Origin of the sequence: Cyclobacterium roseum (assembly GCF_010119225.1) — a bacterium.
GTDB lineage: Bacteria > Bacteroidota > Bacteroidia > Cytophagales > Cyclobacteriaceae > Cyclobacterium > Cyclobacterium roseum.
On sequence record NZ_WNKF01000012.1, the window covers coordinates 25,069 to 48,360 of the forward strand.

The 23,292-nt window shown below is 45.1% G+C and carries 23 protein-coding genes and 2 tRNA genes; 11 read left to right on the plus strand and 14 right to left on the minus strand.

Annotated elements, in window-relative coordinates; translation table 11 throughout:
• Window positions 1–5: 5 nt before the first annotated feature.
• The 3 genes from GJQ68_RS23685 to GJQ68_RS16335 all read right to left on the minus strand — a co-directional run bounded on the left by GJQ68_RS23685 (window position 6) and on the right by GJQ68_RS16335 (window position 941).
• Window positions 6–179 carry a competence protein CoiA family protein gene (locus GJQ68_RS23685; protein ID WP_202927958.1) on the minus strand — a complete coding sequence of 58 codons (174 nt, stop codon included), beginning with the start codon at window positions 177–179 and terminating at the stop codon, window positions 6–8.
• Window positions 176–373, minus strand: coding sequence for a PLDc N-terminal domain-containing protein (locus GJQ68_RS23690; RefSeq protein WP_394351319.1), 198 nt, complete (start codon window positions 371–373; stop codon window positions 176–178). Before GJQ68_RS23690 ends, GJQ68_RS23685 begins: the two co-directional genes overlap by 4 nt.
• Before the next feature lie 494 nt (window positions 374–867).
• A tRNA-Asn gene (locus tag GJQ68_RS16335) sits at window positions 868–941 on the minus strand.
• Window positions 942–1,473: 532 nt separating this feature from the next.
• On the opposite strand from GJQ68_RS16335, the gene GJQ68_RS16340 reads away from it, so the two are divergent.
• The 5 genes from GJQ68_RS16340 (at window position 1,474) to GJQ68_RS16360 (ending at window position 4,051) form a co-directional block, all read left to right on the plus strand.
• A tRNA-Pro gene (locus GJQ68_RS16340) sits at window positions 1,474–1,547 on the plus strand.
• Window positions 1,548–1,587: 40 nt separating this feature from the next.
• Entirely contained in the window at window positions 1,588–1,863 is a 276-nt protein-coding gene (locus tag GJQ68_RS16345) for a GIY-YIG nuclease family protein (protein WP_162418379.1), read from the plus strand.
• Window positions 1,864–2,386: 523 nt separating this feature from the next.
• Window positions 2,387–2,716, plus strand: coding sequence for a DUF6922 domain-containing protein (locus GJQ68_RS16350; protein WP_394351322.1), 330 nt, complete (start codon window positions 2,387–2,389; stop codon window positions 2,714–2,716).
• 3 nt (window positions 2,717–2,719) lie between these two features.
• Entirely contained in the window at window positions 2,720–3,517 is a 798-nt protein-coding gene (locus GJQ68_RS16355; protein ID WP_162418381.1) for a nucleotidyl transferase AbiEii/AbiGii toxin family protein, read from the plus strand.
• Window positions 3,518–3,745: 228 nt separating this feature from the next.
• Window positions 3,746–4,051, plus strand: a complete 306-nt coding sequence (locus GJQ68_RS16360; protein ID WP_235941637.1) for a GIY-YIG nuclease family protein — start codon at window positions 3,746–3,748, stop codon at window positions 4,049–4,051.
• Window position 4,052: 1 nt separating this feature from the next.
• Here the strand turns inward: GJQ68_RS16360 and brnA (GJQ68_RS23695) are convergent, their stop codons facing one another.
• Window positions 4,053–4,229 carry a type II toxin-antitoxin system BrnA family antitoxin gene (brnA, locus tag GJQ68_RS23695; RefSeq protein ID WP_394351323.1) on the minus strand — a complete coding sequence of 59 codons (177 nt, stop codon included), beginning with the start codon at window positions 4,227–4,229 and terminating at the stop codon, window positions 4,053–4,055.
• Window positions 4,230–4,520: 291 nt separating this feature from the next.
• Here brnA (GJQ68_RS23695) and GJQ68_RS16365 point away from each other — a divergent pair, with 291 nt between their 5' ends.
• Window positions 4,521–6,104: a fibronectin type III domain-containing protein gene (locus GJQ68_RS16365; RefSeq protein ID WP_162418382.1), complete on the plus strand. Its 1,584-nt coding sequence runs from the start codon at window positions 4,521–4,523 to the stop codon at window positions 6,102–6,104.
• 364 nt (window positions 6,105–6,468) lie between these two features.
• Here the strand turns inward: GJQ68_RS16365 and GJQ68_RS16370 are convergent, their stop codons facing one another.
• The gene (locus GJQ68_RS16370) at window positions 6,469–6,606 is read right to left on the minus strand and encodes a hypothetical protein (protein WP_162418383.1); all 138 of its coding nucleotides are present in this window, start codon (window positions 6,604–6,606) and stop codon (window positions 6,469–6,471) included.
• A 78-nt stretch (window positions 6,607–6,684) separates the two neighbouring features.
• Between GJQ68_RS16370 and GJQ68_RS16375 the strand changes: the two genes are divergently transcribed.
• Window positions 6,685–7,773 carry a sensor histidine kinase gene (locus GJQ68_RS16375; RefSeq protein WP_162418384.1) on the plus strand — a complete coding sequence of 363 codons (1,089 nt, stop codon included), beginning with the start codon at window positions 6,685–6,687 and terminating at the stop codon, window positions 7,771–7,773.
• A 110-nt stretch (window positions 7,774–7,883) separates the two neighbouring features.
• Here GJQ68_RS16375 and brnA (GJQ68_RS16380) read toward each other — a convergent pair whose 3' ends face one another.
• The 9 genes from brnA (GJQ68_RS16380) to GJQ68_RS16420 all read right to left on the minus strand — a co-directional run bounded on the left by brnA (GJQ68_RS16380) (window position 7,884) and on the right by GJQ68_RS16420 (window position 16,741).
• Window positions 7,884–8,123, minus strand: coding sequence for a type II toxin-antitoxin system BrnA family antitoxin (gene brnA / locus GJQ68_RS16380; protein ID WP_162418385.1), 240 nt, complete (start codon window positions 8,121–8,123; stop codon window positions 7,884–7,886).
• Entirely contained in the window at window positions 8,095–8,316 is a 222-nt protein-coding gene (locus GJQ68_RS16385; RefSeq protein WP_162418489.1) for a BrnT family toxin, read from the minus strand. The genes brnA (GJQ68_RS16380) and GJQ68_RS16385 overlap by 29 nt, the downstream gene beginning before the upstream one ends.
• 265 nt (window positions 8,317–8,581) lie before the next feature.
• Window positions 8,582–9,295, minus strand: coding sequence for a LytR/AlgR family response regulator transcription factor (locus GJQ68_RS16390; RefSeq protein ID WP_162418386.1), 714 nt, complete (start codon window positions 9,293–9,295; stop codon window positions 8,582–8,584).
• Entirely contained in the window at window positions 9,292–10,332 is a 1,041-nt protein-coding gene (locus GJQ68_RS16395) for a sensor histidine kinase (protein ID WP_162418387.1), read from the minus strand. Before GJQ68_RS16395 ends, GJQ68_RS16390 begins: the two co-directional genes overlap by 4 nt.
• 143 nt (window positions 10,333–10,475) lie before the next feature.
• Window positions 10,476–11,066 (minus strand): hypothetical protein, encoded by a 591-nt coding sequence (locus GJQ68_RS16400; RefSeq protein WP_162418388.1) that lies wholly within the window; start codon window positions 11,064–11,066, stop codon window positions 10,476–10,478.
• A 520-nt stretch (window positions 11,067–11,586) separates the two neighbouring features.
• Entirely contained in the window at window positions 11,587–13,557 is a 1,971-nt protein-coding gene (locus GJQ68_RS16405) for an FG-GAP repeat domain-containing protein (RefSeq protein ID WP_162418389.1), read from the minus strand.
• Between the two features lie 88 nt (window positions 13,558–13,645).
• Window positions 13,646–14,398: an SDR family oxidoreductase gene (locus GJQ68_RS16410; protein ID WP_162418390.1), complete on the minus strand. Its 753-nt coding sequence runs from the start codon at window positions 14,396–14,398 to the stop codon at window positions 13,646–13,648.
• Entirely contained in the window at window positions 14,395–15,360 is a 966-nt protein-coding gene (gene denD / locus GJQ68_RS16415) for a D-erythronate dehydrogenase (protein ID WP_162418391.1), read from the minus strand. Before denD ends, GJQ68_RS16410 begins: the two co-directional genes overlap by 4 nt.
• Window positions 15,361–15,379: 19 nt before the next feature.
• Complete coding sequence (locus tag GJQ68_RS16420) at window positions 15,380–16,741, minus strand: GntP family permease (protein ID WP_162418392.1); 1,362 nt, start codon at window positions 16,739–16,741, stop codon at window positions 15,380–15,382.
• 171 nt (window positions 16,742–16,912) lie between these two features.
• On the opposite strand from GJQ68_RS16420, the gene GJQ68_RS16425 reads away from it, so the two are divergent.
• From GJQ68_RS16425 to uvrA, 4 genes are all read left to right on the plus strand, one after another.
• Window positions 16,913–17,626: an LOG family protein gene (locus GJQ68_RS16425; protein ID WP_162418393.1), complete on the plus strand. Its 714-nt coding sequence runs from the start codon at window positions 16,913–16,915 to the stop codon at window positions 17,624–17,626.
• A 3-nt stretch (window positions 17,627–17,629) separates the two neighbouring features.
• Entirely contained in the window at window positions 17,630–18,568 is a 939-nt protein-coding gene (locus GJQ68_RS16430) for a lytic transglycosylase domain-containing protein (RefSeq protein WP_162418394.1), read from the plus strand.
• A gap of 46 nt (window positions 18,569–18,614) precedes the next feature.
• Window positions 18,615–20,273 (plus strand): DUF748 domain-containing protein, encoded by a 1,659-nt coding sequence (locus GJQ68_RS16435; RefSeq protein ID WP_162418395.1) that lies wholly within the window; start codon window positions 18,615–18,617, stop codon window positions 20,271–20,273.
• Window positions 20,274–20,392: 119 nt separating this feature from the next.
• Window positions 20,393–23,242 (plus strand): excinuclease ABC subunit UvrA, encoded by a 2,850-nt coding sequence (gene uvrA / locus GJQ68_RS16440; RefSeq protein WP_162418396.1) that lies wholly within the window; start codon window positions 20,393–20,395, stop codon window positions 23,240–23,242.
• The last annotated feature ends 50 nt before the right edge of the window (window positions 23,243–23,292 follow it).

Below are 23,292 nucleotides of genomic sequence, written 5' to 3' on the forward strand. Positions count from 1 at the left end.
CGATGCTACTCGGTTTCCTGCTCCCACCAGGGATCGCAGTTTCGAGATGCTTTATGTGTCCAATGATTAATTTTCCGTTCCCCGCATTTTGCAATTAATTCTGCACCGCAACTGGGGCAAATTCCTTTAAACCCTTTAGTAGCTTCAGCTTTTGTACCATTTACTATTGCAAACTTCATTGTTTCTTTTTGATTGGAGCCAGTAACAGATAAAAAATCCAGGCAAACCAGGATATAAAAATCACAGCTAATACCCAAGCTAATTTTTCGCTTCCAGTGGTTTTACTGGAGCTGATTACGATTATTATTGGGAATAGCCAGATTAATCCAATTATAACTAAAAACATCAATCCACCTAGGCCGGAATTTTCCATCTCTTGTCGTTTTTAAAATTTAGGTTCCCTCACCAGCTTTCTTGTCCATTCATTTTTTTACCCGTAGATTGTTTGGTGTTTTCTAAACTTTGTTTTTAAAAGTACTACGTCTATCCAAAAATAGCAAGGTCAGACCTTTGAATTGATTGACTTTAATACCGAACCCTAAAAAAAATGCACATCAATACCAGGGCATATTAAGACCATAAGCCGTCAAGCAAAGCAAAGGCCGTCTGAAATCTCTCAGAGCCCTCAAGCCTTGCTTCTTAGCAATCAGGGCTACTGTAAGGAGGATTCTATATTATAGCTAGTGGGTAGGGCCAATGTAAACACTCATTACTTGATTAGATTCCAAGGGGCGGCTGCAAACAAAAAAAGCTACAGAAATTAATCTGTAGCTCTCTTTAGTTTTTAAAATGATGACAGATAATAAAAAATAATACTCTTTACCCGTACAACATTTTGCATAACTTACAGATATTCAGTTACGTCTGCTCCTCCTCTTGGGCTCGAACCAAGGACCCTCTGATTAACAGTCAGATGCTCTAACCAACTGAGCTAAGGAGGAATAGTTGCCATTTAAGGGCTTTTCCCTAAACGAGATGCAAACATAACAGCTTACTTATTTTTTTCCAAATATGGGCCCAAGGATTTTTCAGTAATTTTATCTCCTTTCATTCTTTCGCTTCAATACCAGATACTTAAATTCCAGACCAGGTAACCCATAAATGACGAAATTCCAATTCAGCCATTTCACACCTCATTTCTTTTAATTTTTAAATCCCAGCCCTTTTTTTTACATGAAAAAAGTATAAATTTGCGAGTCCATTGAAGGAAGGAATGTCCAAGAAAGCATTTCTTCTTCAATCTTGGAGAAATTTCATTTCAAATCTCGGGGTTTAGCGCAGCTCGGTAGCGTGTCCCGACTTGGGTCGGGAAGGTCGTTGGTTCAAATCTGGGATGGAAATTGAAATAATGAAAAGTTAAATAAAATCTCGGGGTGTAGCGCAGTCCGGTAGCGTATCCTGACTGAGGTCAGGAGGGTCGTGGATTCAAAACCCGGACTGAAATTGAAATAAAGAATAGTAATTAATAGATCTCGGGGTGTAGCGCAGTCCGGTAGCGTACTTGCATGGGGTGCAAGGGGTCGTGGGTTCAAATCCCGCCACCCCGACGAGAGTTAGGCCAGGCTGGATTCCCAGTCTGGCTTTTTTATGGAAAATTTTGTATACATACTGTACTCCGCTTCGCTGGATCGTTTCTACGTAGGCCAGACCCAGGATCTTGAAGCGCGGCTTCAGCGTCATAACTCCGGCCGGAACAAGTCCACCAAAGCAGGTGTCCCCTGGGAAATGGTTCATTTTGAAACCTGCGTGGACAGAACTGAAGCGGTCAGAAAAGAAACAAAGATCAAGAACCTTGGGAGTAAACGATACCTTCAAATGATCGGTAAAGATTTCAACCCTCAGCTGCCAGGTAGCGTGTCCTGACATTAGTCAATAAGGTCATCGGTTCAAATAGAGCGGACCCTGACCCAAGTCAGGGCACCCCGACGGGAATAAACCCTAATTATCTAAATATTAGATAGTTAGGGTTTTTTGTTTTGGTTATGGGGCTATTTGTGGGGCCATTTCATTGAGAATTTTTTTTAATTTAAAAATTATTTCTCTCTATATGCTTGACCAGGGGCCAGCTACCTTTTTGTCAATGAAGGGTGGTCTTCAAATGGTCAGGTTCTTTCACTTTAGGTTTTTAAAGTCAACTTTAGGACCTCATCAAATATTTTATGGGAAATATTATTTTGATCATCGGCCATTTTTAAATCAGGGCATTATTTACTTTTTCAAAATGACTGGGAAAATGAGGTTCCAGTGAGACCCGAACCAGGGAACAGACAAAAAATTGCCAAGGGTTTCACTTGAAAAATCCTGTGTTTTAGTCTGGCGAAGTGCAAATGTCCAATTCTTCTTTCGAATTATTCTTTCAAAATTTTGTTATCTTTGTGTGGATACAATGAAAAGTTCAGCGTCAAATAGTAAAGCCAAATCCCCTGTCGGAAAGAATGGAAAAGTTCGTCTTGCGGATTATTTTCCTAAGGCCTTATTTTGGGAGGTTGATTTAAATGAACTTGATTACAAGAAGGATGCTGATTTTGTCATTTCCAGGGTGTTGGATTGGGGGGATTATAAAAACGCTTGGGATAATTTAGAATTACTTTACCCTAAAGACTTGATTCAATATTACTGCGTGCATCAAGCACAGATTTTTGGCAATGAAAACATTGAGAAGCTGGCCAACAAATTTGGTCTAAAACCAGAGCAGTTTCCCAGATATGTCAAGTAAACCATGACTGTTCCCAAAGGTGTATCTGACTCTCTTTTTTCCCATATTAAATATTTAATGGAGTTGGAATGCTTTTTAGGGTTTAACCTTGGTGGTGGTACAAGCCTTGCAATTAAATATAATCACCGGGTCTCTACGGATATTGATCTATTTTCAGCAGATGTAGTTGGAACCAAGTCAATGCTTTTAATTGCAGAAACTATTAAAGGCAGCCTCAATCCTGCCTTTATTAATGTTCTAAATGAAAGCCAAGATAATTTATGTTTTATTAGGTCGATTCTACCACCAGATGAGACCAAAGTAGAGATCATCCAAAACCTCAAAAATATATTTCCCTACGAATCAATGCAAGGGATCCGGTTGATTCAAGATGACGACATTGGAGCACTTAAATTGCTATCTGCTGCAGGTAGGGGCGTTCAAAAGGACTTTTATGATTTACATTTACTTACAGAGATGAAACCCCTTTCCCACTATTACGAGCACCTGATCAGTTTCTACACCAAAAACAAAAACGCTCCGGCCAATATTTTTGACAATATTGGATCAATGGGGTCAAGGGTCGGTTTTGACCTGACTAAAGACCTTAGTCCATTGTGTAACTTCAATCATGCAGGTGATAAAAAGAATTCAAGCAACCGAATAATATTCACGGAAAATTCCCCGATCAACATTCCTTGGCCTGTGCTTCGTGACACGTGGAAAGCCAAAGTTACCAAATTGGCGAATGAAAAAGGAATTAGGTTTAAAGAGACCCCAAAATCAAACAAACCAAAATTTCCTGGAGGCTGGATAAATTAAAGTCTCTTTTTTTCAATGCTTCCGGTAGTTTGGTTACCACGCTATCCCCATCATTGTGGTTTCTTTCCTTCAAGATCTAAACTTAAAAATCCGAGTTGCGAGGTTTTTTCTCTCCCCTCCCTTTTCCAAATGGATGGAAAAGGGAGGGGCAAGTTCGTTTTTGGCAGGAAAAATCCGGTAGGTTTTTTGTCAGACAAAAACACAACTTGCAAGGAGCGCGCACAATAAATGGGTGGTACATCCAAGGGGCTGATTTGTCCCTGGATGTATACTATTCAGGACAGTTATATTGTTTATATATTGTTTTTCCCTACTCTGAATCGATATTATGTTGGTCAGACCAAAGACCCGGATGATAGGATCCTGAGGCATAACTCCGGCCGGAACAAGTCCACCAAAGGAGGAATTCCCTGGAAAACCGTGCATTCTGAACCAGGCAAAAACCGTGCGGATGCCATAGTTATGGAGAAGCAAATCAAAAACCAGGGCTTTGAGAAAGTAATAGCGAATACTCAGATGTCCCGAGTAAAGTAATTCAATGGGTTTCTTTTAATTTGTCAGAAATGAAAACTTTGATCAGGCTTTGTCGGGTAATACCTGATTTTTGGGCAGCACGATCCAGTTTCTGAACCATCCATTCAGGGAAATCAACACTCACCCGACGGGCTTTTAACCTAGGTTTCCTTGATTTTTTATCGAAAACAGAGGTCAGGCTTGTCTATCCATCAAGCATTATTTTACCCTATTTAACTGTTGCATTCCGCAACGTCAGACCAACCGTATGCGGACCCGCATTACGAATAGGAGAAAGGGATGCTATCTGAGGTAACATGAAGCCAATGGGAAAGCAGGCCCCGGTAGAATTATCCGCCAATTTCAAGGGTGGTTTACTTTTTTTTATTCCTAAAATAGTACCTTGCCTTGTGCATAATAAATTCCTGGTTGGAATTTTTTTGGCGCGCTATTCTTGTAACCAAACCAATACGGAACGATCAAATTGAAAATGGCATTCAAAGCAATTTTATTCACAGTGTTTGCAGGGGTTTGCTTTCAATCCCTGGCACAGGTCATAGAGATCAAACCCTACCTGCAGGATGTTGAGCCGAATGCTGCAATTGTCATGTGGCAAACATCCGAGGGAGAAGAAAGTATCGTGGAATGGGGTACTAGTCCCAATCTAAGCGAAGAAGCTACTGGTACTTCCGAAGCCATCAATTATGACGAGGTACGGGTTCATACCGTCAAAATTACCGGCTTGGAACGGTTTACCGAATACTATTACCGGGTACGTACCGGAAATGCGCGTTCAGATATTTTTCAATTCAAAACGCCTCCTTTTTCTAGTGACGGTAAGGATTTTAAGCTGGTTGCCATGAGCGACATGCAGTATGACCACAATCAACCTGATAAATTTAGTGAAGTGTTGAACGACGGGGTGATCGGATATCTTGAAAAAGAGTTTGGCGGATCCCTGCCCGATAACCTGGCCATGGTGCTGATACCGGGAGATCTGGTAGAAAATGGGGCTAAATTTTTTCAGTGGAAAGACCATTTTTTTAACCCGGCAGAAAAATTATTTGCCCAAGTGCCGGTATATCCTGTACCCGGAAACCATGAGCGCAATTCCGTATACTACTTTAAGTATTTTAGTTTGCCTGAGAATGGCACCCCTGCCTATGCAGAACATTGGTGGTATAAAGATTACGGAAACACCCGGGTCATTGGTTTGGACTCAAACGATGGGTATAGGGATTTGCGGGAACAATTGGATTGGCTAAAAGAATTATTAGCTGACACAGAAAAAGACGATAAAATTGATTTCGTTTTTGCGCAATTGCATCATCCGTTTAAGTCTGAACTTTGGATTCCGGGCGAAGAAGATTTTACCGGGCGGATCGTTAAGGAATTGGAACAATTTTCGACCAAAACGGGAAAGCCCAGTATTCACTTTTTTGGACACACGCACGGATATTCCAGGGGACAATCCAGGGACCACAAACACCTTTGGATCAATGTGGCCTCGGCAGGGGGGGCCATCGATAACTGGGGCGAATTTGAAGGCAGGGATTACGATGAGTTTACCGTTACGCAAGATGAGTACGGATTTGTGATGGTGTCCATAGACGGCGATCGAAAGGACCCAAAATTCACCATAAAACGAATCAGCCGTGGCAATACCATGGAGCACCGGGAGAACGAATTGAGAGATAGCATAACTGTATGGAGAAAAGAACGCAAACCGAATACCCCCGAAGCCATTTCGCCGACGGGAGCAGGGGTTTCTATCAGGGGGACCGTGTTGAAAGCCGGGCAATTCACCAGCGATTATTCGGGTACCTTTCACGCAGCTTCACATTGGCAAGTGTCAACATCCATGGGTTTCGAAACATTGGATTTTGAGAGCTGGCAACAATACCAGAACTGGTATTACAAAGAAAATCGGCAAAAGGACGATGATTTAACGGATGAAAAAACGGAGCGGCTAGCTCCGAATACTACGTATTATTGGCGGGTTCGTTACCGCGATCAAAACCTGAATTGGAGTAGTTGGTCAGACGTTAGGACCTTTCAGACAGACGACAAATAACCATTGTTCCGTTGCTTTCGCTCGCATAGCTATGCCGCAGCCGCATGCAGCTCCTTAATTTCACGGACCGTGGTTACCAAAAGGGTAAAGGAGTTGACCCGTCCTGCCTGTACACAAATTAGTCGGTTTTTCCCAAGTGGCGCTATTTCCCGAAGTTCCGTATGGGGTTTCGGTGCAAGGAATTCCTGCTTCGTTTATTCCTTGACGCCTTTGAAAGCTGCCAATCCCCAAAAAAGGCTGTTTTTGCGGAGGACAGTAATTCCGGAAAGAGTTAGCGCGTAGGATTGGTAGATGGATATAAATTTATTTGGTGGTAAGATTCACCTTATGGTTTATTGTTTTGATTAAAGGTTCAAAATAATATTTAGTAGAATAGATTTCTATCCACAAAATTTTTTATGGCATAGACATTGTCCTTTTCAGGGATGACAAACCAAAAATCGCTGCTACCATGCCCAAAACCGTGAATATCACCTGCGGATAGGAGCTGATTGGTGCTCATGCGCAACAAATTGGGATATTAAGCAAACAGTCAACTCTTTACAAGCACCTACCGATAGCTACGAACGTAAAAACAAGCATGACCACGAAAAAAATTAATGAGCTCATTAAATTAAACGATGAACTGGAAAATTATTTCAGGAATACCATCATCCCCCAACTCTTTGTGGATGCGGACCTGAGGTTGCGGAAATTCACTCCTCCGGCCATGAAACAATTTAATTTTTCCCAGGAGGATCTCGGGAAATCCCTGGAAGACCTGAATGATAACATCCGCTATTCTACCATTGTTGAAAATGTGACCATGGTCATTGACTCCGGCGAAATCTATGAGAAGGAGATTCAAACATCTGACTTCAATTGGTACCAGATGAATATTATACCTTATCTGGTTGATAAAACAAATAAGTCCAATGGGGTTATCATTACCTTTGTGGACATTACGGATCGAATCAGGGTATTGAAAGACCTGGAACGACTTATTGCTACCCATGAAACCTTTATATATTCGGTCTCACATGATCTGAAAGGCCCCCTTTCCAATATTGAAGGACTTGTAAACGACTTGATCAATACTGCGGGTCCGACCACGGAATGGAACGAGGAGGCCCTGGAGGACCATAAATTAACCAACTCCTTACTTTTGGAATCCATCGCTTCCATGAGAAATGTGATCAACGAACTCTCCGAAATTATTAAGATTGAAAGTAATTTTAAGGAAAAAGTGGAACTGGTTAAAATTGAAAACCTTATCAATCAGGTTAAATTGGTTGTCCGGGACGCTATCCATGAAAGCAAAGCCATCATTCACGTAGATATCCAGGTGCCAAAAATCAAATTTTCCAGAAAAAACCTTCGGAGCATCTTGTATAATCTTTTAAGCAATGCCATAAAATATAGGATTCCAAATACACCTCCCATCATTCATTTAAAAATTGAAAAAGCCGAAGGGTTCACCCATATCTCCGTAAAAGATAATGGCAGGGGCATGGATGAAGCGAAACAAAAGCTTATTTTCACTCCCTATACGCGACTTGTCAAAGATGTGGAAGGGACCGGCATAGGGTTGTATTTTGTCAAAAAGATCATTGAAAATGAGGGGGGAAGGATCACTTTTAAAAGCAGGCCGGGCGAAGGGTCGGAATTTAATATTTACCTAAAAAGTTGAGTCATGACCTCTATGGGATAGCTTATCCCTAACGGCAGCGATTGCAGAGCTTACCTGCTGGTAGCTTAGGCTGTTTCGGTGATAAAACCATGCGGGTTTCTATTAAACCTTTAATGAGTTTCCTTTAATTTATCAGAAATAAAAACTTTGATCAAACTTTGTCGGGAAATACCTAATTTTTGAGCAGCTTGATCCAACTCCTGAACCATCCATTCGGGAAAATCAACACTTACTCGTCGGGCTTTTAAACCAGGTTTGGAAATTTTATCTGTTTGAAGGTAGGGGACTAAATTCTCCTGTAATTCAAACTTTTCATCAAATTCAATAGCTGTAATAGATTTCTTTTTCATTTCCTCTTGATTTTCTGACCGATATAATCCTTACAAATTCATTTCTATGAGTATATACGGCTGACCAAACACTTTTGTCTAATCTGGCAATAAGTAAAAAGCGTTTTTCATCTGTTGTCCGAGCTTCAATAATTATTCTATTTGGGTCTTCCCATAATTTTTTAGCCTGTTCAAAATCAATTCCATGTTTGATTTTATTTGACTCGCTTTTTTAGGGTTGAATTCGAACATAATTCACTTAAACATCAAATTAAGTAATTAATACCATAAAATTAATTAAAAAACACACAAATATGGCCAAGGTAACGAAATACGTTTGCTTGGCTCTAATTTTTAGCAATCTACTGTCAGTTAGCTGAATCAGACCGATCAATGGGATTGTTTTACCTGTAATTGTCAGAAAGAAAACCCTTACTTCAAAAGAGGATGTTTCCTTAGCGTTGTTTCAGGATGCTCCGCTACCCCCCCCTTCGCATCCATTTTTCCACAGCCTCCCGGTATGCCTCTCCAATGGAAAACTCCTGATCTCCCAAAAAAAGGCTGTTTTTGCGGATGGCGGTAATCTCAGCCAAGGCTACCGCGTAGGATTTATGGATACGGAGAAATTTATCCGGAGGCAAAATCGACTCCAGTTCCTTAAAACGCATGCGTACCAGCAGCGGCTGCTCCTGGCCTTTTAAATGAAATTTGATATAGTCTCCATAGCCTTTCATCCACAGGATATCGTCAAATCTTATTTTTAGTTGACTGTAATCCACATTAGCAAAAAAATGATCCGGAGCATTTTTATCGGCTGCTACGGGTTTTGCCGCCTTCCATTCATGGCGTTCCCTGGCCCGGTTGCAGGCTTTGATAAACCGCTCAAGGGATACGGGTTTTACCAGGTAGTCCACTACATCCAGGTCAAAACTGTCTACGGCATATTGGTTATAGGCAGTAATGAAAATTACCATGGGTTTGTGCTGAAGGCTGGAAACAAACTGAAATCCTGACAGGCCGGGCATTTGAATGTCGGAAAATATCAGGTCCACGGGGTTTTTGCGCAAGGCTTCCATCGCCTCAAAAGCATCGCTACAAGCAGCTACCAGCTTTAAAAACGGCACCTTACTTATATTATCTTTAAGTAAGGCAAGGGCCAGGGGTTCATCATCTATTGCAATGCAATTAATCATGGCGTTAGCGTTAGTTGTAAGGTAACGATGTACCAGCCATCGGCTTTATGGATGCTAAGCTTTTGCTTGTCGCCGTAAAGCAATTCCAGCCTTCTTTTCACATTGGCAAGGTCAATTCCGGAGCCACCGTCCCGGGTCTCATCGGCCAGTGTGTATTTGTTTTTTACGGTAAATAGCAGGTCGTTACCGCTTGTGGTTAGGGAAATGTGAATGGCAGGATCGGGGATCAGCCCGGTACCGTGTTTAAAGGCATTCTCTACAAAAGGTATCAGCAGCATGGGCTCAATGGCATGCCAGTCCTCGCTGGGGTTCAAATCGATGACCAGGCTTAACCGGTCCCCAATGCGTTGTTTCTGAAGGTCAATGTAGCCCTTCAGGTATTCGAGTTCACTTTTCAGGAGTACTTTTTCCTCGTCCGTTTCGTAAAACATGTACTTCACCAGAGAGGAAAGTTTTAGTAAGGTTGGTTCCAGGGCATCGCTTTTCATACGCGCCAGTGCTACCGTGTTATTTATTACATTTAAAAAGAAATGAGGATTGATTTGAGACCGAAGAAAGGCCAGTTCGGTCTTCAGGTTTTCACGTTGTTTTTCGCTGGCCACCAGGTCGGATTTAATCTTGTCAGACACGGATTTAAAGGCAATCGCCGCCATCAGAATAAAAAGAAACGGAATGCCGTTGTAGAGCGCAGACCGGTAAAAAGAAAAAGATAAATCTGCCAAAAGCAAGCTGAACAGCATCCGGTGGAAAAAAAGAATGATGGCAAACAACAGCAGTTGGGTCAGCAGGTACCCCGCAAATTTTTGCTTATACAGGAGGGTAGGGATCAGCAGTCGTGTGTTTAAATAAAACAGGATGACCCAAAAGAAATTGGTAAGGGTATTCAAAAAAAGAAAATCAGTTTCATGGGCCGATCTGGGCCCCCTGCCGCCATAACCCTGATCCAAAATGATGGGCAGCAAGAAAAAAATAGACCAGGTCAGCACATGTAGAATGGTGGACTGGTATTTTTGAATCAAAGTAAAAGCGGGTCTCATTCTATCCGTTGTTTTTATAAATATAAGCAATAGTATTTGAACCTTTTTAAGCCCCTCACCGTCGGTGGACTACCCGGGCAAAAAAAAGAAACCGATTGGTTTACCGGTTTCTTTTGCCAAATCAGGGGATGCCTGGCTGGGAATTAGGAAGCTACTTCCACCTGTTGAAAATAGGTGGTTTGTCCATCTTCGATCGTAATGGTGTAGCTGTCTTTGACAGCCTTTTCAAAGTTGAATACCTTGTCTATGCTGCCATCGACTGTTTCAGACTTAGAGAATACTTCGGCGTTACTACTATTGATGATTTTTATATTCACCTTTTTCAGATCCTTTTTTTCCAATGTAAAGAATACCTTATTTCCATCTGTTCTAAAGGCCGAAGGGGCGGCATTCTGCTCCTTTTGAAGGATATTTACATTTCCATCCTTCAGGTTCAATGTGTAAACCAGGCTTGCCTCCGGATTGTCTACGGTAAAGTAATAGGTGCCATCGCCTAGTTGCTCCAGGTTGAACTTTTTCGCGTATGTTCCGTCGTACACATCGGCGAAAAACAGGGTGTTTTCCGAGTTATCGGTGATTGCAATGGTTGTTCCCCGTAACTGGGAATTCAATTGAATGAAGAGATTTTTTCCCTCATCCGAAATCACCAGGTTAGGCTTGGGTACAGGAGTCATACTCGTAAGCGATAAGAGAAACAAAACGGCTATTGCGGTACTTTTCATTAGATTTTTCATGGTTTTTGATGTTTAGGTCTGCCGTTTGACAGACAGGTAACAAATAATTTCTGTTACAAACATACCTTGAATACTCAGCCCTTTTTGGGGAAGATGACCAACTGGAAACGCACTGCGATGAAACCGGAAATTTCTGCGACGAAAAAAGTTTATCGGTTAAGAAATACAAGCAAATGGTGATCCCCGCAGTCTGTTCTTAGCGGACGAATGACCAGCGAACGGCTAACCTGCGTTCGGTACGAATCCCCTGAGATACTTGCCATCTGGTACGTTCCGTTCCCATGTGAATCGGTAATTCTCAGAAAAGGCAACCATCGAAGCATCCCATGCATTTCGCGGTGCCGGGAGAAGTAAGCGGGGTGGGGAGCCTGTAATTACCACCTAAAAGAAGATTTCGACGCATGGAGATATGCGAATTATTAATCACATCCAATCGCAATCGAAAAAACAGGCTGTGCACAAGCCCTCCCCTTTAAAAGAGAAAGGGAGGATTCCTCTACGATCGGGTTATCGGTTCCGATTACCGGGGCAGGTGGTAAAAATGCCCGTCTTCGGCACCTGCCAGCACCTCCCAAACCCCGTCTCCATTCCAGTCTACAAAGGTAGGACTGGTGGTGTGTCCGGCCAGCATTTGATCCGTAAAGGTGCCTTTGTGCTCGAAGACCACCTTGTCCGGGCTTTGACTGATATTCTCAAATAAGGATACGTTAAGGCTGTTCACCAGCAGGTCCAGATCCCCATCATTGTCCCAGTCTACGAAACTGATTTTCCTTCTGCCGCTGCTTCCGGCCTCGGCGATATTTAACCTCAAAAGTCCGTTTCCGGTATCCTGCACTTCATTTTTATTATTAAAAGTAGCTCCATTTTCTCCATAAAAGATTCTTTTTCCGGGCTGCAGGATGGTTTCACCCGCTTTGCTGTCGCCTTGATAGTAGGCCAAATAACCTTCCTGGTCCAGCATGATCAGGTCCATCACCCCATCCTCATTCCAGTCAATGGCATAGGGCGTAGTCCGCCACTGGGTGACTAACTCGTCCGCTGCCGGTTTCCACCAGTTCCAGCTTGGATAGGGCGGTGCCTGATTTCCCCAATCCACCTTTACAGGTTGAGGTGCCTTGAGTGCTGTTCCGGTATTCTGAATCCATTCCACCTTTCCCCAAATGGAGTTAAAGATAATGTCTTGGTGACCATCTCCATTCCAGTCGGCCACAGAGAGCGTGGTGTACCCCCACTTGGCTTCGGCCGGGCCTTGAATGGAGCCATTCTCTCCGGCCTGTATGCGGATGGCTTCTCCGTCGACTTCCAATAACTCGGGTTCCGCCCAACTTGGATTGGGGCCGCCGCTAAGGTTTTCTATAAAGGCAATGTACCCGGCTGAATTTCCGGCAATCAGGTCTTCATCACCATCCTGATCCCAATCCACACTTACGGGAGTGACCAGGGCACCAAATTTTAAATGATCGGCGGCTTGCCTGAAATACCTGGGAGCGGAAAATTCAGGAATTCCATTGTGCTGTTTGCCTGTATTCCTTACCCAAGCTACCCTACCGTCCTCGTCTCCGACGATCAGGTCCACATGGCCGTCCCGGTCCCAATCGATGGCCACCGGAATGATCATTTCCAGATCCATTTTAATCGTACCACCTTGGTTTTCTAAAAACACACCCGCTGCATATTCGGGTTTTTCGCGGGTACCCACGTTTTCGAAGTAAGTCATCCGGTCTAAAAATTCTCCGCAAATCAAATCCAGGTCCCCATCCCCGTCAAAATCGGCCAGGTTGGGAGAAGGAGCTCCATACACGTCGATTTCCGCTCCCCCGGCCTGAAGACGCCCGCGATTATGGTATTCCCCTTCTATGTTTTCCAGTAGGTACACGTATCCATGCAGGGGTCCGTTTACCCAATTTCCGGTGCTGTCAAAGGCATTGTCCCAGCCATAATCCGACCAGTCATCCATGCCTACCAATATATCCAAATCTCCATCCCCCTCGTAATCGGCCATTTTCCATTGGTTGAACCGGGGGCTTTTTCCCAGGTCTTTGGTGAGCTCTTCTATCGGAAACAAAGCCTCCGGCCGGGAATCCAGTGAGGTCTGGAAATCTCGAAGCAAGGCACCGGGAATGGTAACCTTCGGATCAGCCAGCCCGGTATGGGAAATCTGTACTTTAGGAATGGCATCGCCTAACCTTACGGGAGGGGCAAATACAGGAAAATCCTCTCCACTGGTGTTTTCGAAGAAATAAAGTCCGTTAAAGGGTTTGTCCGGACAAGACACCAGTAGGTCCATGTCTCCATCGCCGTCGTAGTCCATGGGCAAGGGCCAGGCCCAAAGCCCAACGCCCAGGTAAGCGGTAGCATCCGGCCGATTATAGTTAACCCGGTTGAATTCAGCGGGGATGGCTGCATCTTTTGGCTGCGGTTCCTGACAACTAGCCATCAGTAGCAGGCAGAAAATAAAAATGATTTGAGGTGGTTGAAATGGGCTTAACATGGCATTTTGGGTTGAGGGGGTATCTATAATCACGAAATTGAAAGGTAGTTTATTACTGGTTTTACCCCGAAGGATGAAAATCGGGCTATTAGCCTCTGCCCATAAAGGGCATGCCGTTGGCCATTAAGGTGATCCAGGGAATATTGGTACCCAGGGGTAGCCCGGCCATATAAGCGACCGCCCGACCCACCTCTGCCACGTCCATGGTGGGTTCTACCTTTTTCGTACCGTCGGCCTGCAAGATTCCATTTTCTATCCTTTTGGTCATGTCACTTTTGGCATTTCCGATATCGATTTGGCCACATACGATATCGTGAGCTCTTCCATCCAGGTTCGTGGAGCGCGTCAAGCCCGTGACCGCATGTTTGCTTGCGGTATAGGCTACTGATAAGGGTCGGGGTACCTGCGCTGAGATGGAGCCGTTGTTGATAATGCGTCCTCCTTTCGGGGATTGCTTTTTCATTAGCCGAAAGGCCTCCTGGGTACACAGAAAGGCGCCGGTAAGATTGGTGTCGATTACCGTTTTCCAATCGGCAAAGGCCAGGTCTTCCAGCGGTACTGCGGGTGCATTTGTTCCGGCATTGTTGAACAAGAGGTCCAGCCGTCCAAATTTTTCTTCCAGCGTGAAGAAAAGTTGCCTTACCCCCGCCGGATCGGTGATGTCCGCCGGAAATACCAGGTGCTGATTGCCTTCGCAGTGGTCGGCAGTTTCTTCCAAAGGTGCTTTCCTTCTGCCGGTTAGGATCAGGTGCCAATTGTCTTTGGCCAAAGCCTGGGCCACTGCCCTGCCGATACCTGAACCCGCACCGGTGATCAACGCGGTTTTAACATCTTTATTCATAGGCTTGAAAGTTTTATGTTTTCTTCCTGTATGTAATTTCGGATGATTTCTGTTACATCCTTGTCTGCAGTAAAGCCTAGTGTATCCGCTTTTTGGGTGTTAAAATGCGGAGGCCAGGTCAAAACAATGCTTTGCAGAAAAGCATCTGGTTGGTGGGTAATGAGTTGGGCTATTTCCGAACCAGCCACTTTTTCCAGGCAATCGATCATGTGCTGCACGGTGACCGTAAGCCCCGGCAAATTAATGGTACGATCGTCCCCAATGTGGGTTGCCTCCAGAGCGGCCGCATGGATAAAGTTGTTCACCACCTGCTTGGGAGAAAGGATCCAGAATTCCGAAGATGGATCGACGGGATAGCTGGCTTTTTCACCATTTAGCGGCTCACGTATAATACTACTTAAAAAAGAGGAGGTGGCGGCATTGGGTTTGCCGGGACGCACCGTGATGGTGGGTAGTCGGAGGCATCGTGCGTCCACAAAGCCCCGTCGGCTATAATCATTCATCAGAAGATCTACTATGGCTTTTTGAGTTCCGTAAGAACTCCTCGGTTTCGGGGCTGTATTTTCTGTGATAACCTGATCCACCTCCCCGCCAAAAATGCCACAGGAACTAGCAAACACCACTCGCGGCTGATGTCCCAGTTCCCTGCATTTTTCCAGCAGGTGCAAAGATCCCTTCAGATTGACCTGCATGCCCAGGTCGAAGTTTTTTTCGGCTTCCCCGCTTACAATCGCTGCGAGGTGAAAGATCAGGTCCGGCTTTTTTTCGAGAAGCGGATCTATGTGGGAGGGGTTGCCAAAATCGCCAGGAACACATTCCAGGCCCGGATCGTTTTTTAAGGCCTCTGGAAATTGGCGGTCAAATAAGGTTAGGGTAGTAGCGGAAGATGAATGTTGTTGGCGGTATTCAACCGCCAGGCGGCTGCCTATAAAGCCTCCTCCACCGATAATCAGTACATGCATAGATTGATGGGTTTATTTGTTAGATCAAAGGTATTAACCAGGACAATAGCCAAACCTGTACCATTCCTGTCAACGAAATAATGGCCAACAAAAAGGTCCAGGTTTTCAAGGCTTCTTTTTCGGTCAGCCCACTCATGCGAGCCACTACCCAAAAGGCACTGTCGTTCATCCAAGATACAAAAAGCGAACCAAAGCCCATAGCCATCAGCAGGTAAACCGGATGATAGGGTAGTGTGGCACCGTTACCAATAAGCGCAGAAATGATGGCTGCACTGGAAATCATGGCCACGGTGCCCGAGCCTTGGGCGGTTTTCAGGACCGCTGCAATCAGCCAGGCCAGGGGTACGTAGTGAATGTGGAAGTTTTCGGTTGCCAGGCGAATGGATTCCCCGATGCCGCTACGCCCGATCATGGCACCATAGGCACCGCCGGCACTGGTAATCAAAATAATCAGACCGCCAATTTCCAGCGGCTTTCCGATTTTCTGCCAAAGTTCGTTGGATTTCAATTCACGCGCATTGGCCCAGAGGTAGATAGCCACCCCTGTTCCAACCCCCATGGCCAGGTTTTTATTTCCAAGAAATCCGAGCCATTCGGGTACCTTTCCGGCAATGGCTTCAACCAGGGAGGCGGATCCGATCAGAACTATCGGCAAAATGATGGGCAGTAGGGAGGCGGGTAAGGAAAGTTTTTTGCTAACCTTAGCGGTATTTTCGGGAGCGATCCGCAGGGGAATGGATAGTTTTTGATTCAGTTTTTTGCCTATCAGGATGACTAAGATAGCCGGTAGGATACCCAGCAGCAATCCTGCACTGATGACCAGCCCCAGGTCTATTCCCAATGTTTCGGCCATAATCAAGGGGCCGGGAGTAGGAGGGACAATGCTATGGGTGATGGCGGCACCACCTCCAATGGCAATCACGTAAAGGACATAATCTTTGCCGGTTTTTGCCGCCAGGGTGATGCCCAAAGGGATTAGCAGGAAAAAAACGGTATCCAGAAATACGGGGATGGAGAGAATAAACGCTGCGACCAGAAGGGCAAGGGCAGCTTGTTTTTCGCCCAGTGTTTTTAATAAATAGGTGACGATTTGAGAGGCAGCACCGCTTTCCATCATGGCCGTACCAATAATGGCAGCAAGTGCAATCACCCAGGCAATTTTTCCGGCCATGATCCCCAATTCGGTCATGGGCAGTTCGAGCGCCGCCATCATGCCCTGCTCGCCCACCACTCCGGGGCTAAGCAAGCCAACAAATACCGCTGCTAAAACCAGGGCGATAAAGGGATGGAACCGCCATCTGGAAATCAAAAGGGCTACCAATGCCACGCTGAGCATAAGCACCAGAAAGGGCCAGTAAAAAGATTGGACCAGGGAAACCATTTTATAATTAAGAGAAAAAAAACGAAAAACGCCTACTTTTCCGTCAAGAAAGGGCTGTATTTTTCCAGTCGATTAAATAATTGGGAAGTTATTTGCTTGGTTTGGCTGAAACCACTATTTTCAGCCAAACTAGCAATGAGTCTGAAAGGGATTTTTTAAAATTATTTTAAGGTGTATTTGAAAGAGGAAGACAAGATTCGCAACGCATTCAAGGAGAAAGATTGGGCGGAGATTAAAAGTGCTGATTCCTGGGCGGTTTTTAAGGTTATCAGCGAGTTTGTGGAAGGTTTTGAGAAGCTGGCCAAAATTGGTCCCTGCGTCTCCCTTTTTGGCTCAGCCCGAACCAAGTCGGATAATCCTTATTATAAAATGACTGAGGCCATTGCTGCCAAATTGGTGCAGCATGGATTTGGCGTTATTACCGGTGGGGGGCCGGGCATTATGGAAGCGGGCAACAAAGGTGCTCACTCCCAAAACGGCAAGTCAGTAGGCTTGAATATTCTACTGCCCTTCGAGCAATTTAATAATGTATACATTGACCCGGATAAGCTGATCACGTTTGATTATTTCTTCGTTCGGAAGGTGATGTTTACTAAATATTCACAGGGATTTATCGTCCTTCCCGGTGGTTTTGGCACCCTGGACGAATTGTTTGAAGCGCTGACATTGATCCAAATCCGGAAAATTGGCCGGTTTCCAATCGTGTTGGTGGGTAAAGCCTATTGGGGAGGTCTGATCGACTGGATCAGGGATACCATGCTGTCAGTATATGAAAATGTTGACGAAGAGGATCTGGACCTTTTTGCCCTGGTGGATACGGCTGATGAAGCCGTGGCCGTCATTGATAAGTTTTACAGCAACTATTTATTATCTCCAAATTACTAAGCCATGAATACCAAACACCTTCCGTATGTGTATTTATTACTGATCCTACAGTTTCTTTTGATAGGTTATTTGTGGTATCGGGTTACGGGCACAACGCCCGTAGGACCTGCTCTGGATTCCCAGGCAAAAATCCAGGAAGCCAAGCCTGGTCTTTTGCCCCGAGTGCGGATTTTCGAATTGCCCTCCTCCCCGGAATTTGCCGGGGAAAAAGTACCTATGGAAGACCCGGAAGTATACGAACGCTACGAAAGGGAATTATACGTCAATTCCTACTGGGAATCCAATACCGTCCTGATGATGAAGCGGGCGGGGAAATTTTTCCCCTTCATTGAGCAGACGCTGGAAGAAAACGGCATTCCGGAAGACTTTAAATACGTGGCATTGATAGAGTCGGGCTTGATGAACGTGACATCGCCAGCAGGGGCCAAAGGTTTTTGGCAGTTTATGAGAGGAACCGCTGGCGATTTTGGGTTGGAAGTTAGCCGGGATGTGGACGAAAGGTACCACTTCGAGAAAGCCACCCTGGCCGCCTGCAAATACCTCCGCGACTCGTATGGGAAATTTGGCAACTGGACCAGTGTAGCCGCCAGTTATAACATGGGTATTGCCGGGATAACCCGCAGAAAAAACCAGCAATTGAGTCCGGATTATTACGACTTGTACCTGAATGAAGAGACCAGCAGGTACCTCTTCCGTGCCCTGGCACTCAAAGAGATCTTCGAAAATCCCGGAAAGTATGGCTTTGAATTGCAACAGGACGATCTTTACCAATTACCTCCCCTCCGGGAAATAGAGGTGACCGAAAGCATTTCCAACCTGGCCGAATGGGCCAAAGAGCAGAAAAGCACTTATAAGGAAGTCAAAACCTACAACCCCTGGCTCATCAACCGGCAATTGAACGTGAGAAGGGGCAGGACTTACGTAATAAAACTTCCTGTTTAATTATTGGATGCATTTTTATGATTATCTTGAGGGTAAATAATCCCTCATGAAGAAGACACTGATAATTTCCTTGGTGATTGCAGTTGGAATTTTTGCCCTGTTTAAGCTACTGCCCCTTTTTGTAAACAGTTACCTGAATCAAAATGCCGAGAGAATTGTCAGCAATATGATTACCAGGACCAACGATTTTGCCGGTCATGACGTACAGTTTGGGAATATTCATCTGGATTATGATTACCGCGGTACGTTCCTGAAAATGGAATCAGTGGATATTTCACCGGGACAGGATCTCGATGCAGATAATCAGATCCGGTTTCATCTTAGTTTTGAGGAGGCCAGCCTGACCGGATTTCGTTGGATTGATTTTTTGTTTTTTAACAGCATCCAGCTAGACTCGGCCTACATCGAAAAGGTGGTATTGGAAACGGTAACTCCAGATCTGGAAGAAATGCAGGAAGGACAAACAGCCACGAATCCAAAGGAAGGAAAGGACTATCGACTTATTGGTTTAAATCACCTGCGGGTAAATGGCGTGTCTTTTGAAAACCGGGATAGCCAAACCGATTCGATACGCTTATCCATGACCGATTTGTTTGTTTTTGCAGATGGCTTTAGCTTAAGTAAAGAGGACAAAGAAAATCCCGATGCCCTTTTTTCAGTAGAAAGTATCGAGGGATATTTAGCCGAAACGCAACTACACGTAAATAATGCCATCAATGTCATTCAGGCCAGGGATATATCCTTTAACACCACCGACCAGAGGATGATCGTGGAGCAGGTTTCCTTTAAAAATAAACTGGACAAGTACGAGTTTGTCAATCGGTACGAGAAGGAAACCAACTGGATGGAACTCAGCAATGCGCGCTTGCAACTGGATGGGATGGATTTTCAGTCCTATTTCAGAGAGGGCTTGATTTCAGTGGATACTATGCGCCTGGATGGCCTGGAGCTGGAAGTCTTTAGGGATAAAAGAAAGGTGGAAGATACCAGCAGACGGCCCAAAATGATCCATGAAATATTGGAGGAGCTGCCCCGGCAAGTTCGTTTACAGACCATTTCCCTGGCAGACATAACGATAACTTACGAGGAAAGACCGGATACCAAAGCTCTTTCCGCTGGCAAAATATATTTTGATCAGGTGAGTGGTGAGATTAACGGATTTACGAATATGGCGGAAGCATTATCCAAAAATGACACGCTCCAAGTGAGTGCCAAAGGACGGCTGATGGGCCAGGGGCTCATAGACCTACAGGCAAATCATTTAATCAGCAGCGATAAGGGTACGTTTTTTCTAAAAGGCAAGATTGGACAAATGGACCTCCCGACCCTGAATGATATGATCATGCCCGCGACACGGGTGGCACTTAAAAGCGGTAGGCTGAATGATTTGTTTTTCAATATTACGGCCAATGATACTGAGGGTACAGGAGAAGTGATCGCCAAATACGAAGACCTGGAAATAGAGATACTGGATAAAAATTACCAGAATAACCAAAATGTGTTACGAAGAATTGGGGCCTTCCTGGCCAATAAGCTTGTAATTCCCTCTCAAAACCCCAATAAATCCGACAATCTTAGTAAGGGACCGGTTTATTTTGAGAGAGAGCAGCATAAGTTTATTTTTCATTATTGGTGGAACCTGGTCCTGAGCGGTCTCAAGTCTACCATTACAGGTCAAACAGAGGAGGATATGAGGGAGCAATAAGAAGGAACTGCTGAATGAACCTTCCTGCCATTTTTCAGTTTATTTGAATTGGGTTAAGGCTTTATCAATCGATTCCTTAATTTTGTCTAATTAAACCAATTATTGCGCAAGCCGTTCGTATGTCAGCAGATAAAACACCTTCGCAGGATTACATTGAGATTTTTGGCGCCCGGGAACACAACCTGCAAAACCTAGACCTAACCATACCCAGAAATAAATTGGTGGTGATTACCGGCTTGAGCGGAAGTGGAAAAAGTTCGCTGGCGTTTGATACCATTTATGCCGAAGGGCAGCGGCGCTATATGGAAAGTTTTTCGGCCTATGCCCGGTCCTTTTTAGGAGGAATGGAACGTCCGGATGTGGATAAAATCAATGGATTGTCTCCTGTAATCTCAATCGAGCAGAAAACCACTTCCAAAAATCCCAGGTCTACCGTGGGAACGGTCACGGAGATTTACGATTTCATGCGCCTGTTATACGCCCGCTCTGCCGAGGCTTATTCGTATAAGTCAGGAGAGAAAATGGTGCGACAGACGGAAGATCAGATCATTGCCCAGATTTTTCAGGCGTTTTCCGGGAAAAAACTCTCCATTCTTGCGCCGGTGGTTAAAGGAAGAAAAGGGCATTACAGGGAGCTTTTTGAGCAGGTGCGAAAAATGGGCTATTCGAAAATCAGAATAGACGGAGAAGTACAGGATTTGCTGCCAAAAATGCAGGTGGACCGGTACAAAATTCACGACATAGAATTGGTAGTGGACCGGGTTCTCGCAGATGAAGCGGACCGTTATAGAATTACCCAATCCCTGAAAACCGCCCTGCAACATGGAAAGGGGATTGTGATGCTGCTTGAGGAAGGCGGGCAGATCCATCATTTTTCCAAGTTCCTGATGGATCCCCAGACAGGGCTTAGCTATGATGAACCGGCACCTAATTCTTTTTCATTTAACAGTCCCTACGGGGCTTGTCCCACCTGCAATGGCCTGGGAGTAATAGAAGAAATTACGCGGGAAAATATCATTCCAGACCCTTCCCTGAGTATCAGTCGGGGAGGAATAGCTCCGCTGGGCGAGTACCGGGATATTTGGATTTTCAAAAAGATTGAAGCCATTCTCAAGCGGTACAAGGGAAGTCTGGCCACCCCCATTGCCAAATTGGATGAAAAGGTGATTGAGACCTTATTGTACGGAGATAAAATGGAGGTAGCGGTGGATTCCGTTAAGTATCCGGGGACCAAATGGAACACGACCTTTGAAGGCATTCTTAATTTTCTGCAAAAACAGCAAGAGGGGGGCTCAGACAAATTGCGGAAATGGATCAGCGATTTCACGACCACCCGAACCTGTCCGGATTGCGAAGGGTACCGGCTAAAGAAAGAGGCTCTACACTTTAAAATAGCGGAAAGGCATATAGGCGAATTGGCGCAGATGGATATCCGCAGCCTTGGAGATTGGTTTGCCACCATTGAAGAACGGATGACGGATCGGCAAAAACTGATCGGGTCGGAGGTGCTGAAAGAAATCCGGAAGCGCATCGGGTTTTTATTGGATATAGGATTGGATTACCTCTCGCTGAACCGGCCCTTGCGGACCTTGTCTGGCGGGGAAGCCCAGCGAATTCGCCTGGCCACCCAGATTGGAACCCAGTTGGTTGGCGTGCTTTATATACTGGATGAACCCAGTATTGGATTGCATCAACGGGACAATGTGAAGTTAACACGGGCATTGAAAGACCTTCGTGACCTGGGAAATTCCGTAATCGTGGTGGAACACGACCGGGACATGATGATGGAGGCGGATCATGTGGTGGACATCGGACCGGGAGCAGGCAGGCATGGGGGCCATATTGTGGCCAGCGGAACCCCCGAACAATTGCTACAGGCAGGTAGCCTGACGGCCCAATACCTGAAGGGAACATTGCGCATTGCCGTGCCGGATAAAAGAAGAGCGGGATCTGGGAAAAAATTGAAATTAAAGGGAGCCAGTGGACATAACCTGAAGCAGGTAAACCTGGAGCTACCTCTCGGCACCATGGTATGTGTAACGGGAGTTTCCGGTTCCGGCAAGAGTTCGCTTATCCACGAAACCCTGTATCCCTTGCTCAACCGGCAGTTTTATAATTCCAGAAAAGAGCCTCTGGCCTACAAGGAGATCAAAGGACTGGAGCATTTGGACAAGGTCATAGAAGTAGATCAATCGCCGATCGGAAGGACTCCCCGGTCCAACCCGGCCACTTATACGGGTGTTTTCACGGATATCCGGGCACTTTTTACCGAATTACCAGAGTCCAAGATTCGGGGATACAAACCCGGCCGGTTTTCTTTCAATGTCAAAGGCGGTCGCTGCGAGGATTGCGAAGGGGGAGGAATGAAATTGATAGAAATGGATTTTCTTCCGGATGTGCACATTCCCTGCGAGACCTGCAAAGGAAAGCGTTACAATCGGGAAACCCTGGAAGTAAGGTTTAAAGGAAAATCGATCGCGGATGTATTGGACATGACCGTGGAGCAGGCTGTAGAATTTTTTGAAAATCAGCCAAAGATCCTCCGCAAGATCAGGACTTTGCATGAAGTAGGCCTGGACTACATTACCCTTGGGCAACATGCCACTACCTTATCCGGTGGTGAAGCACAACGGGTAAAACTGGCGACAGAACTTTCAAAGAAGGACACCGGCAAAACGTTTTACATACTGGATGAGCCTACTACCGGATTGCATTTTCAGGATATCGGCCATTTGCTGGAAGTGTTGCAGAAGCTGGTGGATAAAGGTAATACAGTATTGATCATTGAACATAACCTGGATGTGATCAAAGTGGCGGACCATATCATTGACTTGGGACCGGAAGGAGGAGAAAAGGGGGGAGAAATTCTTTATAGCGGTACGCCGGAGAAGATGCTGGACCATCCCGGAAGTTATACCGCCCAATTTTTGAAGGAAGAGTTAACACGAAAAGTGGATATAGAGGTCTAGGGACCTATTTTTAAAATTAATGTTAACATAAAATTAATTTTCGAAATATA